This window comes from Novosphingobium sp. ERN07, assembly GCF_012641335.1.
Lineage (GTDB): Bacteria > Pseudomonadota > Alphaproteobacteria > Sphingomonadales > Sphingomonadaceae > Novosphingobium.
In genome coordinates, this window is sequence record NZ_JABAID010000032.1 from 1 (window position 1) to 13,109 (window position 13,109).

At 62.3% G+C, this 13,109-nt stretch carries 10 protein-coding genes; 2 read left to right on the forward strand and 8 right to left on the reverse strand.

Going from position 1 to position 13,109, the window contains the following annotated elements; genetic code table 11:
* Positions 1–223: 223 nt before the first annotated feature.
* From HGI47_RS20910 to HGI47_RS20930, 5 genes are all read right to left on the reverse strand, one after another.
* Positions 224–1,069, reverse strand: a complete 846-nt coding sequence (locus tag HGI47_RS20910; RefSeq protein WP_168854701.1) for a TorF family putative porin — start codon at positions 1,067–1,069, stop codon at positions 224–226.
* 256 nt (positions 1,070–1,325) lie between these two features.
* Entirely contained in the window at positions 1,326–2,858 is a 1,533-nt protein-coding gene (locus tag HGI47_RS20915; RefSeq protein ID WP_168854702.1) for a SulP family inorganic anion transporter, read from the reverse strand.
* Positions 2,855–3,550, reverse strand: coding sequence for a carbonic anhydrase (locus HGI47_RS20920; RefSeq protein WP_168854703.1), 696 nt, complete (start codon positions 3,548–3,550; stop codon positions 2,855–2,857). Before HGI47_RS20920 ends, HGI47_RS20915 begins: the two co-directional genes overlap by 4 nt.
* Positions 3,551–3,657: 107 nt before the next feature.
* Positions 3,658–4,971, reverse strand: a complete 1,314-nt coding sequence (locus tag HGI47_RS20925) for an ATP-binding protein (RefSeq protein WP_168854704.1) — start codon at positions 4,969–4,971, stop codon at positions 3,658–3,660.
* The gene (locus tag HGI47_RS20930) at positions 4,971–5,693 is read right to left on the reverse strand and encodes a response regulator transcription factor (protein WP_168854705.1); all 723 of its coding nucleotides are present in this window, start codon (positions 5,691–5,693) and stop codon (positions 4,971–4,973) included. The genes HGI47_RS20925 and HGI47_RS20930 overlap by 1 nt, the downstream gene beginning before the upstream one ends.
* Before the next feature lie 697 nt (positions 5,694–6,390).
* Here HGI47_RS20930 and acs point away from each other — a divergent pair.
* Entirely contained in the window at positions 6,391–8,340 is a 1,950-nt protein-coding gene (acs, locus tag HGI47_RS20935) for an acetate--CoA ligase (RefSeq protein WP_168854706.1), read from the forward strand.
* A gap of 67 nt (positions 8,341–8,407) precedes the next feature.
* Here acs and HGI47_RS20940 read toward each other — a convergent pair whose 3' ends face one another.
* Positions 8,408–9,532, reverse strand: coding sequence for an AIM24 family protein (locus HGI47_RS20940; protein WP_370521811.1), 1,125 nt, complete (start codon positions 9,530–9,532; stop codon positions 8,408–8,410).
* Positions 9,533–9,792: 260 nt separating this feature from the next.
* Between HGI47_RS20940 and HGI47_RS20945 the strand changes: the two genes are divergently transcribed.
* Complete coding sequence (locus tag HGI47_RS20945) at positions 9,793–10,029, forward strand: hypothetical protein (RefSeq protein ID WP_168854707.1); 237 nt, start codon at positions 9,793–9,795, stop codon at positions 10,027–10,029.
* A gap of 203 nt (positions 10,030–10,232) precedes the next feature.
* On the opposite strand, the gene HGI47_RS20950 is transcribed toward HGI47_RS20945, so the two are convergent.
* Both HGI47_RS20950 and HGI47_RS20955 read right to left on the reverse strand, forming a co-directional pair.
* Entirely contained in the window at positions 10,233–11,147 is a 915-nt protein-coding gene (locus HGI47_RS20950) for a formylglycine-generating enzyme family protein (protein WP_168854719.1), read from the reverse strand.
* Positions 11,148–11,279: 132 nt separating this feature from the next.
* Positions 11,280–13,034, reverse strand: a complete 1,755-nt coding sequence (locus tag HGI47_RS20955) for a sulfatase (protein ID WP_168854708.1) — start codon at positions 13,032–13,034, stop codon at positions 11,280–11,282.
* Between the last annotated feature and the right edge of the window lie 75 nt (positions 13,035–13,109).

Sequence of the window (13,109 nt, forward strand, 5' to 3'; positions counted from 1 at the left end):
CCCGTGCGCACTGCCGCGCCGATCGCGCCGGAAGCCTTCAACATGTGTCAGCTTCCGAAGGAGAGAAGCTGGGCCGGCCTTTGCCTTCGCTCCTGACCTATGGCGGGGCGTATAACCTATATGGTTCTTTTTGTCAATATCCCTGTGTTTGGAACGCAAAACCCCCGCTCCTTTCGGAACGGGGGCCTTGTTGCGTGCGGTTACCGGTTGCCCGGTAGCCTTATCAGAACGCGACGGTTGCCGAGACGACCACGCGCGAGCCTGCGATGTTCGAACCGTCCTTGGTCGAGGAGAAGTTCGGCGTCAGGTAGTTATAGTCAGCAGGGCTGAGGTCGGTATCGACATAGGCTACGCCGAGCGTGACATTGCCCAGCGCGTAGTCAGCACCGATCAGCCAATCGAGGTATTCGCCGGTGGGCGAAACCGACGTACCTTGAGGGCCAAGGCCATCGTTGCCGCCGTTGGTGTAGCCGAGGTGACCCTTGAGCGTCAGGCCGGTGTCGGGGATGGAGGTCGAAGCGTCTGCCCAGACATAGACGTTGTCAGCCTTGGCGCCGGGATTGTCATAGACGCCGGTGCCAGCGGTGGTGCCGTTGTTGTACCACTTGCCAAGCGCTTCCTGCTTGGGCGCATAGGCAACGCCGACGAGGAGGTTGGCAGGACCGGCAGCGCCCGAAATCTTCACATAGGGTTCTGCGAAGTCGGTGTTGTCGAGACCGCCCGGATACATGTACCAGGTCAGGCCAACGTCGATGCCGACGCCGCCGACTTCGGTCTTGTAACCGCCGATGATGTCGAGTTCCATGTTGGAACCGGCAAAGGTGCCCCAACCAGCAAGGTTCGAACCCCAGGTGCCGACATAGAAGCCGCTTTCATGCGCAACGGTGACGCCAGCCTGCACGGCCATTTCCTTGTCGGTCATCGAGACGCCACGGAAACGGTAGTCAGAGACGAGAGCAGCGCTGCCCGAAACGGTGATGGGGCTGGATTCTTCTTCCTGCGCGAAAGCCGGAGTCGCAAACATAGCGAGGGCGACAGGTGCCACGGCTGCGGCCAGACGGATCTTCATACGGAACGCTCCCTGAATAGGATTATCACGTTCCACCTGCGTCTGCCGCGCGATCACCTCTCGTTGGGGCGTCCGTCGGAGCAGAGGCCCATACCTATCATCGCGATTTGCTGCACTGCAAGATAAATTTTGCAGGCGCGATTGCGCGAAACGCGACTGCGGCCAATTGGCAACAGTCGCGGTTCGCATCGTCAAAAGGTTGACGGCCGGAAGGGGGTGCTTCCGGCCGTCAGGGGGGATGCCCACTTCGCCGGGATCAGGCGGCGTGGGCTAGGGATTTGAGAATCGGCGCAGGTCCGCTCACCTTCACGTCCGTGCCACGCAGGCGGCGGCGCGAAAGCCATTCGGTGAGCATTTCGGCGGTGGTGTGATCGATCGCGTGAACGCGGTCGAGAATCACGTGGACCGGCTTGCTGTGCGGAACCTGTTCCAGCACGTTGGTCAACTTGGTCAGGCCAAGGAACGTTGCGGCACCTTCGAGTTCGAGATGCACCGCTTCGCCCACCGACTTTTCACCCACGCGGAACTTGAGGTTCTTTACATGGGGCAGCAGTTCCAGCGCGGAGAGCGCAAGGCCCGCCAGAACGCCGGTCAGCAGGTCGGTCGTCACCACCAGAACGAAGGTGGCCGTCCAGATCAGCGCGGGCATATAGCCATGCACCTTGAAGAGGTGTTGCACATGCTTCAGGCTGACCAGCTTCCATCCGGTGACCACCAGCACGCCGCCAAGCGCAGCCATTGGCACTTCGCGCAGGATGAACGGCAGCAACGCCACGAAGCCGAGGATCCACACGCCGTGCATGACAGCCGACATGCGCGTCATCGCACCGGCCTGCACGTTGGCCGAGCTGCGCACGATCACGCCGGTCATCGGCAGGGCATTGACCATGCCGCACAACAGGTTGCCCACGCCCTGGGCGCGCAGTTCCTTGTTGTAATCGGTGCGGACGCCATCGTGCATCCGGTCAACCGCGGCTGCCGAAAGCAGCGTTTCCGCGCTGGCGATGAAAGCGATGGCGATGGCCGAAACGATCATCGACCCTTGCGTGAGCGTGGAAAACACGCCCGCTTCGGGCAGAGCGAAGGCCGCAGCGATGGAATCGGGCACGGTGATACGGGCTACGTCCAGCCCAAAGCCCCACGCGACGCCAGTTGCCGCCAGCACGCCTAGCAGCGCACCGGGGAGCAGGCCGAGGCTCTTGGGCTTCTTCTTGTCCCACAGCATCATGGTGCCGATGGTGAGAAGACCCAGCATCAGCGCCAGTTCGGTCTTGCCGATATCAAACGGCGTGAGGCCGAGCATCCGCGCGGGCATCATCGCCAGATTGTCGATTCCGTTGGACATCGGTTTGGCGTCGAACAGGATGTGGAACTGGCCGATCACGATGAGCGCGCCGATCCCGGCCAGCATCCCGTGGACCACTGCCGGAGAAATGGCACGGAACACGCCGCCCAGCTTGGCAACGCCCGCGACGAACTGAAGCGCGCCGGCCAGCACCAGCACAGGGCCAAGCGCGGACAGGCCATTGTCGCGGACAAATTCGAACACGATCACGGCGAGGCCAGCAGCGGGACCGCTGACCTGCAGCGGAGAGCCTGCGAGCAGGCCGACGACGATACCGCCGATGATCCCGGTCACCAGACCCTTTTCAGGCGGAACGCCCGAAGCGATGGCAATGCCCATGCACAGCGGCATGGCCACGAGGAATACCACGATAGACGCGGTGAAATCGCGCACGAAGTAGCGGGAAAGCCCGCCGCCTTCGGCTTCAGCAGTTACAGCTGTCATTCTGCGGCCTCGGCGGTCCATGAGTCGATAACGGCGCGTGCACGCGCGGGGACGGCCACTGGAAGCGGCTTGTCTTCGCGCAGGGGCACGAATTCGCCGGTTTCGCCATCGAGGCCCAGCACCATGCCGGCGCTGATATCAACGAACCAGCCGTGTAGCGCCATTTCACCGCGCGCGATGGCGGTGGCGACCGAAGGATGCGTGCGCAGGTGATCGATCTGGACGATTACGTTCTGGAGGCTGACGGCGCGTACACGCTCATCGGTGCCGAGGTGCGGCGAACAGCTCGACACGACGCTTTCGGCTGCCGCGCCGTGGCGCAGCCATGCGACCACGTTGGGCATACCTTCGGGCAGTTCGGGTGCAGAGAGCGCCTTCATCGCGCCGCAATCGGAATGGCCGCAAACGATGATATCGCGCACGCCCAGCGCCATGACCGCATATTCGACCGTGGAGGTGACGCCACCGTTCATCGTAGCGAAGGGGGGGACCATGTTGCCGGCGTTGCGGCAGACGAAGAGTTCGCCCGGCTGCGCCTGCATGATCTGTTCGGGTACGATGCGCGAATCGGCGCAGGAGATCATCAGCGCCTTGGGCGACTGCCCTTCGCTCACGAGCTTGCCGAACAGTTCGCGACTGTCGGGGAATACGGTCTTTTCAAAGCTGAAGACGCGGCCGATGAGTTCGTTCACTGTTCCATACCTTTGTCAGCAGCCGACAGCCGGAATCGGTTGTCGGGTCGCTTGTCAAAGTATGTGCCCCGTCTTTCCCTTTGCGAACGCGACTGTAACGAATTGTTTCAGCGCGCAGGAGCGCTTGCGACCGGGAATCGCATGGTTATGACCAAGCCCCCCTCTGGCTTGTTTCGCAATTGCAGCACGCCACCATCAAGTTTCACGGCGCTGCGCACGATGGCAAGCCCCAGCCCCATGCCCGGCGTATCGCGTGATCGCGCGGTGTCGAGCCGGACGAAAGGCTGCATCACTTCATCCATCCGATCTTCAGGGATTCCGGGGCCTTCATCCTCGATCAGCACTTCGGCATGATCGCCATCACGCCGCACGGTGACATTGACCGAACCGGCATAGTGGATCGCGTTCTCGATCAGATTGGCCAGTGCGCGGCGCACCGACACGGGCCGCGCCATGATTTCGATGCTTTCAAGGCCGTGGAATGTTGCATCGCACCCATCATCGGCTGCGGTATCGACCAGCGTCTGCGCCATGACCGCCAGATCGATGCGTTCGGCAGGAATTTTGGTGCCGCCACTGTCGACGAAGGCTTGCAGCGACTCAAGCATGTGGCGCATCTCGCCCAGATCCTGCGCCATGTCAGCGCGGGTTTCCTCGTCGATCCGCGCATCTTCGAGCCGCAACTGCATACGCGACAGCGGCGTGCGCAGATCGTGGCCGATGGCCAGCATCGACTGGGTGCGATTGGTCATCGATTCGTGGATGCGATGCTGCATTTCGTTGAAGGCGTGGATCAGTTCGCGCACTTCGCTGGTGCCCTGCTCTTCCAGCAATTCGGGCGGCCCTGCCCCCACCTTGCGGCTGGCGCGGACCAATGTGCGCAAAGGCGCCAACGTGGCACGGAAAAGAACCCACGCCAGTGTGACGAGAACCAGCGTCGGCAGCATCAGCGTGAGGATGCGACCGGCGTTCAGCGTCCAGGCATCGCTGCTGCGCGTGCGGAAGAACAGCACGCTGCGGTCGGACAGCAGCATCGAGCCGTAGATTGCGTCGGCCCCGCTCACGGGCTGGAGGTAGAGTTGCAGGTCGGAATCGCCCAGACCTTCGCTCATGTCGAGCACCTGCTGGCGCATCGTGGCCAGTGGCACCGAGCCGGTGCGGCGCGCGCCGCTTTCGCGCCAGATGACAACGAAATGCTTCGTGCTGAGCGATCGGGCTGTGGCGGGCCGTTTGGCAGGGGGCGCCTGTTCGAGCGCGCGGCTGGCAATCGCGAGGTGTTCAGCCACGCGCGCCGCGTCATCCTCGCGCACGGCGAACTGGCTGGCGCGTTCGAACAGAAGAGTATTGGCGGCGAAATCCACGCCCGCCACCAGCAGCAGGATTGCGAGCAACCGCTCTGGCAGGCCGAACTTGCGCAGCATCAGGGGCGCTGGACTTCCGCCTTGAACATATAGCCTACGCCGCGCACCGTGACGATCGGGGCACTGCCGCCCGCGCCCGCCAGCTTGCGGCGAAGGCGGCTGACCAGCACATCGACGCTGCGGTCCGAACTGTCACCCAGCCGGGTGCGCGAAAGTTCGATCAGGCGTTCGCGGCCCAGCACGCGCTGCGGCTGACCGATGAAGGTGGTGAGCAGATCGAACTCCGCGCCGGTCAGATCGACCATCGCGCCGCTGGGTGAATGAAGTTCGCGCCGGGCCATCGAAACAGTCCAGCCGTCAAAGCGGATTTCGCCGCTGCGCGACCCGGTTTCGCCGGCGGTATCGGTTCCGGTGGTGCCACCACGACGCAGGACCGCGCCGATGCGAGCGACCAGTTCGCGCGTGCTGAATGGTTTGGCGAGGTAATCGTCTGCACCGAGTTCAAGGCCGAGCACGCGGTCTTCTTCGCTGCCGCGCGCGGAGACGAAAATGATCGGCACATCGCTTTGCTTGCGCAAGCGGCGGAACAGTTCGATGCCGCTGGTGCCGGGCAGCATGATATCGAGGACGACCAGATCAGCCGGTTCGCTTTCCAGCGCCACCCACATTTCCGCGCCGGTGGCGGCGGTGCGCACGTTATAGCCATTTTCCCGAAGGGCGCGAGCGGTGAGCGTCCGCAGCGGGCCATCGTCTTCTACCAGAACTATCGAAGCAGCTTGCATAGGTTCCCGGCGCGTTTGCAGCAGCACACCGGCACGATAGCAGCGCCAAGCGTGGTGCCAAGGTTCAACAGCCGGAGGATCGCAGATCGCCGGGATAAGGCCGACATGCGGTTGCCTGCCATGCCCCTTGCCCCGATGAAACACGCTCCCCCGAAGCGATGCGCCTTAGCTGCGCTGCACTTTTTGCGCGTGGCGGGCGGGTTTGCAACAAAACATTGCCCGAGAGCACTTTCCGACCACTCTGGGTCACCGTGACGGAGCCGAATTTGGTTCAGCGCGAGGCGCGAGGAAGGAGCAATGCTGAGGCATTGTGACTGACGAGCAACGCTGCGATGGACCAAATTCGGCCCGCCGCTTTGCGGTTGCGGGAGGAAGCTCGCTGGACAGCGTTGCGTCGCTTGCAGGGGCAACCAGCCTCTGCTGCACGCCGCGCCTTGCCAGCGAGCTTCCTCCCGCAATCACGATGATCCAGAGTGGTCGGAAAGCGCTCTTAATGCGGAATGTGCGGGATTCGCAGGGTAAGCTGCCCTGAATTACGGAGCTTCCTGCGGAATCGCGGGGTGCTTTAGCGGTTGCGCGAGGGCGCGCGGTGGGCTTTCATCTCAGACTAATGTCCAAAAGCCCGGCTGTGCTTCTGACGGTATGGCTGGGCCAAAGGGCAAGGAATCGATTGCCAGACATCAGAGGAGAGCCTGACATGGCCGAAGCCGTCTATCCCGTCCCCGCGCAATGGGCGCAAAACGCACTTGTGGACGAGGCGCGCTACTTCGAGATGTATAACCGTTCGGTGGAAGACCCGGAAGGTTTCTGGGGCGAACATGGCCAGCGGCTCGACTGGATCAAGCCCTATACCAAGGTCAAGAACACCTCTTTCAACGAAGCCGATTTCGGCATCCGCTGGTTCGAGGATGGCACGCTGAACCTTTCGGCCAATTGCCTTGACCGCCATCTGGCGGAGCGGGGCGATTCCGTGGCGATCCTGTGGGAGCCAGATGGGCTGGGTGAGGCGCACCGCGAAATCACCTATCGCGAGCTGCACGAGCAGGTCTGCCGCTTTGCCAACCTGCTGAAAGCCAAGGGCGTGAAGCGCGGCGAGCGGGTGACGATCTATCTGCCGATGGTGCCCGAAGCCGCCGTGGCTATGCTGGCCTGCGCGCGCATCGGCGCGATCCATTCCATCGTCTTTGCAGGCTTCAGCCCCGATGCGCTAGCGGGCCGCATCACCGATTGTGACAGCCGCATCGTGCTGACATCGGACGAAGGCCTGCGCGGGGGCAAGAAGGTTCCCCTGAAGGCCAACGTAGACGAAGCGCTGAAGCAGTGCCCGGCGGTGGACACGGTGATCATGCTGCGCCGCACGGGTGCGGACGTGAACGTGGTAGAAGGCCGCGATGTGGACTGGGCCAGCGCGGTGGCGCAGCAGAGCGCCGATTGCCCGCCCGAGGAAATGGGCGCGGAAGACCCGCTGTTCATCCTCTATACCTCAGGCTCCACCGGCAAGCCGAAGGGCGTGCTGCACACCACCGGCGGTTATTCGGTCTGGGCATCGATGACGCACCAGTACGTGTTCGATTACCGTCCCGGCCAGATCTACTGGTGCGCGGCGGACATCGGCTGGGTGACCGGCCATTCCTATGTCGTCTACGGCCCGCTGATGAACGGCGCGACCACGGTGATGTTCGAAGGCGTGCCCAATTCGCCCGATCCCAGCCGGTTCTGGCAGGTGGTCGACAAATTCAAGGTCGAGATCTTCTATGGCGCCCCCACCGCGCTGCGCGCGCTGATGCGCGAGGGCGACGATTGGGTGAAGCAGACCAGCCGCGCATCGCTGCGCCTGCTGGGATCAGTGGGCGAACCGATCAATCCCGAAGCGTGGGAATGGTATCACAAGGTGGTGGGCGATGCCCGCTGCCCGATTGTGGACACATGGTGGCAGACCGAAACCGGCGGCGCGATGATCACCCCCCTGCCCGGCGCAACCCCGCTCAAGCCCGGCTCGGCCAGCCGTCCGTTCTTTGGCGTGAAGCCCGCGCTTGTGGACAATGACGGCGTGTTCCTTGAAGGCGCGACCGACGGCTGCCTTGTCATCACCGATTCATGGCCCGGCCAGATGCGCACCGTGTGGGGCGATCACGAACGCTTCTTCCAGACATATTTCAGCACGTTCAAGGGGCAATACTTCACCGGCGACGGGTGCCGCCGTGACGAGGACGGGTATTACTGGATCACCGGGCGCATCGATGACGTGATCAACGTTTCCGGGCATCGCATGGGCACGGCTGAAATCGAATCTGCGCTGGTGGCCCACGCCAAGGTCGCCGAAGCCGCCGTGGTGGGGATGCCGCACGATATCAAGGGGCAAGGCATCTATGCCTTCGTCACCTGCAATGCCGAAGTCGAGCCAGACGAAGCGCTGCGCAAGGAACTGATCGCGTGGGTGCGCCACGAAATCGGCCCCATCGCCACGCCCGACGTGATCCAGTTCGCTCCCGGCCTGCCCAAGACCCGTTCGGGCAAGATCATGCGCCGCATCCTGCGCAAGATCGGTGAGAACGACATGTCGAATCTGGGCGACACATCCACGCTGGCAGACCCCGGCGTGGTGGACAATCTGGTGGCGAACAGGCCGGGGTTAATCAGCGCTTGAAAAATGACGTAGGGTTAAACGACGGCGACTTCGCACCGCTCAAGCGAATTGGTTTTACGTCGCGAGGTCAATCGCCTGAAAGCCAGCCGCCGAGAGCGCCCAGAATGCCTCCATCGCCGTCAACCCCTCCGGTGGCAGACATCGCCGTACTTCCCAAGCCGCCGCCAGGATGTTCGGCCAGCGCCCCGCCGCCAAAAGCAGCGGCAGCACCGGCCAGTCCGACCGCCCCTGCCACGCCAACAGCGCCCGCCGCGGCTACACCAGCCATGCTCGTTTCGCCGCCATACCCCACACCCTGTGCAACACCCATGATATTGAGCGCCAAACGCGCAAAGGGCACAGATTGTATCCACACGGTTCCCGGTCCGGTGAGCGCTGCGTAGAACAACCCTTCACCCCCCACCAGTCGGTTGCGGACGCCACCTCCGGCCATAACGACGCGGAAATCCACGCCTTCAGTATAGGCTGCGACGCAGCCGGTATCGACGTGAATGCGCTCTCCGGCTGCAAGTTGCCGTTCGATCACCGCGCCGCCCATGTGAACGAAGGCCCAGCCATCGCCTTCAAGCTTCTGCATTATGAAGCCTTCACCACCGAACATTCCGGTTATCCCGCCACGGATCATTCCCGAAAGCCCTCCACCCCGCATGCCCGGAATGAGGGTGACGCCCACCGACACCCCGCGCGCGGCCGCCAGAAAACTTTCCCGCTGGCAGATCACCTTTCCGCCATAATCCGAAAGGCGCAGCGGCAAGATATTGCCCGGCATCGGCGAGGAGAAAGCGATCTTTGCGCGCTTGGAAATGCCCACGCCATCGTTTGTGAACATCGCGAGAAACAGGCTCTCGCCGGAAAGCATGCGCTTGCCTGCGTTAAGCAACTTGCTTCCGAACCCCTGCCCTGGCCGATTGTCGGGATCAAGCACAGTGGACGGTTCGATATCGAAGTCCTTCCAGACCATCGCACCCGGTTCGGCAATCACGCTTTCACCCGGATCAAGTTCGATCTCGACGAATTGGAGGTCGTTGCCGAGAATCTGGAAATCAATATCGTCTGCAACGCCAGCGGCGCGCTCATGCCCATAGCGGGGCTGCGCCATGCCGAAGCTTCCCGTACCGGGCAGCACAGCGGGTGCTGGCTGGCCTGCAACCGGCACGGTGCGCCTGCCAAACCCTGTCGATCGTTCATTCATCACGTCAGACCCTAGATCCTGCAAGTCGCATCCAATGGAGCAACATCATGACTGCAACTCCTTTCGAATGAGTTGATCTCGACAAGTTCGGGAGGAACTGCGCGATTGCGGTGATCTGTTACCAGATCTCAATTCTTCCGGCCCAGTGGACAATCTGACAAAGAGCCCCCCACAATTGGCCAGCGGCTAAAATTTGGGTAAGGCGCGCGCGCGTTCAGAAACTCATGCGCGCCTGCACTCGAATGACGGTCCTGTATCCCATGCCCCAAGATTTGAACGAGCATTTTGCCTTTTGCGTTCAGGTTCTGGGCGGGACGACCGCAGCATCGCGGCGGCTGGGCATCGATGAACGCGCCATCCGGCGCTTCATCAATGCAGAGCGCCCCGTCAGCGCGGGTCTGCTGGAAGACACCGCAACTGCCCTGCGCAAGCTCATCGCTGATGCGACGGAGGCAGAACAAGGAATCAGCGCGGCGCTGAACAGCGACGCAAGCTGATTCTCTTAGAGCAATGTTGGGATAACATCCGGCGCGGCGCGATTTTTTGTCGCATCCTCTCCCAAGGCCGCGCCGGACGACTTGTGAGAATTTGGTCTAACGATTCGCAACATGTCTGTCACATGAAGAATCAGATACACAGCAATTTGCGCCGAAGTGATGCGTTCACACCACACCACCCCTGTCAGTAATACTATAATTAATCAGGCGCGTACCACACAGCGGAAGCCGATGTGCGTGGTTGCGGTATCGACCATCTCGGGGTGACGCGCCGCCGGGCGGTAGCGCTGGCAGTAGTTGGCAGCGCACAAGTGCGAACCGCCCTTGATGACCTTGCGCCCGATCCGCACGCCGGGCTGCGACGGATCGAAGCTGTCCTTCAGCTTGGCCCCGCGCGGGTTGCTGATCGCGCAGCATGAATCCTTCTTTTTCGGGGCTATCGGCTTTTCGCTCCACCAGTCGCTGGTCCACTCCCAGGTGTTGCCGATGAGGTCGTAAAGGCCATAGCCGTTGGGATCGAAGCTGCGCACAGGGGAGGTGCGCTCCCACCCGTCGAGCATCTGGTTGGCGAAGGGGAACAGGCCCTGCCAGTAATTGGCCATCATGCGGCCTTCGGGGGCAAGCTCATCACCCCACGCGAACTCTACGCCTTCAAGCCCGCCGCGTGCGGCATATTCGAACTCGGCCTCGGTCGGCAAGTCCTTGCCCGCCCATCTGGCATAAGCTTCCGCATCGGCATAGGCGACATGGACGACGGGGTGATCTTCGAGGCCTGCAAGATCGCTGTCCGGCCCCAAGGGATGGTTCCAGCAGGCGCCGAACGTGAAGTGCCACCAATTGCCGGCGTTGCCCATGTCCACCGGCCCTGCGGTCTTGTGGAAGACCAGTGATCCGGCGCGGTCCATGCCGGGCAACATGCCGGGATAGTTCTTTGGATCGGGTGCGATTTCGGCCACGGTGACATATCCGGTGGCAGCGACGAACGCGGCGAACTGCGCGTTGGTGACGGGCGTTTCATCGATCCAGAAGCTGTCCACCTTCACCTGGCGCAGGGGCGCTTCTTCAGGGTAGAATACTTCCGACCCCATCGTGAAGGTGCCGCCTTCGATGAGGCGCATTCCCGCGTGCAGATCGGTCATCATCATACCTTATGTCCAAAAAAACGGGGAGACGGGCAAGCCGTCCCCCCGCAGGAGTGCCTTATCGCCCAAATGGCTGGACGACGAGGGTGGATTTCAAAAGCCCGACAATCAGTTCCTCGCGCCCTTTGGCAGGCTCTTCAGCCCATGTTCGACGCTGTTGGTGCCCTGGCCAACGATGGGCGACGGTGCGAACTTTTCACCGCGATCATGCGCGGCCTGCTTCGCAACGCTATCGGGGACGATGGGATCAAGCCGGTCTTCGCGGTTGGGTTCGACCAGCCATTCGTCGGGAAACGGGGCCGCGCCGGTGCCATTGCGGTTGCGCCGCACCGCGCCGATGGACTGGCGCTGGGTATAGGGGATGACGTGCTTGCCTTCGCGGTTGGCGAGTTGTTCGTAGAGCGCCTTGCGCAGTTCGATCTTCGCTTCGAGGTACTTGGGATCTTCCGCAAGGTTGTGCATCTCCTCCGGGTCGGCAGCCACATCGTAAAGCTCGTCGATGTCGTAGACGCCGTAATACTGGATGTACTTCAGGTTGCCGCGCTGGATCGCGAAAGTGCCCGGCGTCTGCGGGAAGGTCCACTCCCAGTAGTATTCATAGGTGAAGTCGGGGGCCTTCCAGTCCTTGGCAGCCTGCTTGCCGGTGATCAGCGGCCAGGCGCTCTTGCCTTCGAACTGGGCGGGGCGCGGCGCGCCTGCCAGATCGAGGAACGTCGGCGCGAAATCGAGATTGCGGATCGCGCCGGTGTTGACCACGCCTGCAGGCACGGTGCCCGGTTCATACATCACCAGCGGCACCTTGACCGAGGCTTCATAGGCGTTGCGCTTGTCGATCAGCCCGTGTTCACCCACCTGAAAACCGTTGTCCGAGGTGAAGATGACCAGCGTGTCCTTTTCCAGCCCGGTCTTCTTAAGATACTGCATGATCCGGCCCACGCTGTCGTCCACCGCAGACAGCGTGGCGTAGTAGTGCTTCAGGTATTCCGTCATCGGCATGTCGGAATTGTAGAAGAAATCGATACCGTGCCAGGTGTTGCGCTGATCATAGACCCAGCGCGGCTTGCCCTTGTAGTTTTCGGGCGTGTTGGCGGCGCTGGCGGGCAGCTTGAACTGGAAGTTGTCGTACTGGTGCGCGTGGCGCGGCGCGGGCAGCGGATCGGAATGGACCGCCTTGTGGCTGAGGTAGAGGAAGAACGGCTTCTTGGCATCGCGCTCCTTGCTTAACCAGTTGAGCGCGTAATCGGTCAGTTCATCGGTGATGTAGCCCTTCTGCGGCACGTCCTTGCCATCGACGTTCAGCGTGTGGACCACGCCCTTGGCATAGGCTTCGTCCGAAATGCCGGTGTTGGGATAATAGTTGCCTTGCCCCTTGAAGCTGATCCACTTGTCAAAGCCGGGGCGCGGGCTGGCGGTGTCGTTGCCCATGTGCCACTTGCCGAGGAACGCGGTCTGATAGCCCTGCCCCTGCAGATACTTGGGGAAGAACGTCAGGCCCTCTTCCGACGAATGGTTGTTGTCCACCACGCCATGATTGCGCGCGGTCATCCCGGTGAGGATCGTGGCGCGGCTGGGGCTGCACAGCGAAGAGGTGGCGCGGGTATTCGGGAAATAGCTGCCGCCGGCGGCCAGCTTGTCGATATTCGGGGTCTTGATGCCCGGTTGCAGGAAGCCCAGCCCGTCAAAGCGCAGATCGTCCACCAGAATGAAGATCACGTTGCGCTGGCGCTCTGGCTTTGCTGGTGCCTGAGAGGCTGGTGCGGGCGTGGCGGCTTCCTGCGCCTGCGCGGCAAGCGGCGAAATGATCGCGGCGAATGTTGCCACGGTGCCGAGGGCGAGCCTGCGGATGGAGCGGTTTCCGGTCATCATCTTATCCTCGAATTCGTGTCTTGATGGCCCTGAGCTGCCGCGCGCGCTTTCGGACTGCGCTGTCAAATCAGG

What these genes read in the sequence shown, in the direction of transcription:
- HGI47_RS20910 (WP_168854701.1), bottom strand. Translation starts at nt 1,069, where the DNA reads ATGAAGATCCGTCTGGCCGCAGCCGTGGCACCTGTCGCCCTCGCTATG.
- HGI47_RS20915 (WP_168854702.1), bottom strand. Translation starts at nt 2,858, where the DNA reads ATGACAGCTGTAACTGCTGAAGCCGAAGGCGGCGGGCTTTCCCGCTAC.
- HGI47_RS20925 (WP_168854704.1), bottom strand. Translation starts at nt 4,971, where the DNA reads ATGCTGCGCAAGTTCGGCCTGCCAGAGCGGTTGCTCGCAATCCTGCTG.
- HGI47_RS20930 (WP_168854705.1), bottom strand. Translation starts at nt 5,693, where the DNA reads ATGCAAGCTGCTTCGATAGTTCTGGTAGAAGACGATGGCCCGCTGCGG.
- acs (WP_168854706.1), top strand. Translation starts at nt 6,391, where the DNA reads ATGGCCGAAGCCGTCTATCCCGTCCCCGCGCAATGGGCGCAAAACGCA.
- HGI47_RS20940 (WP_370521811.1), bottom strand. Translation starts at nt 9,532, where the DNA reads ATGAATGAACGATCGACAGGGTTTGGCAGGCGCACCGTGCCGGTTGCA.
- HGI47_RS20945 (WP_168854707.1), top strand. Translation starts at nt 9,793, where the DNA reads ATGCCCCAAGATTTGAACGAGCATTTTGCCTTTTGCGTTCAGGTTCTG.
- HGI47_RS20950 (WP_168854719.1), bottom strand. Translation starts at nt 11,147, where the DNA reads ATGCGCCTCATCGAAGGCGGCACCTTCACGATGGGGTCGGAAGTATTC.
- HGI47_RS20955 (WP_168854708.1), bottom strand. Translation starts at nt 13,034, where the DNA reads ATGACCGGAAACCGCTCCATCCGCAGGCTCGCCCTCGGCACCGTGGCA.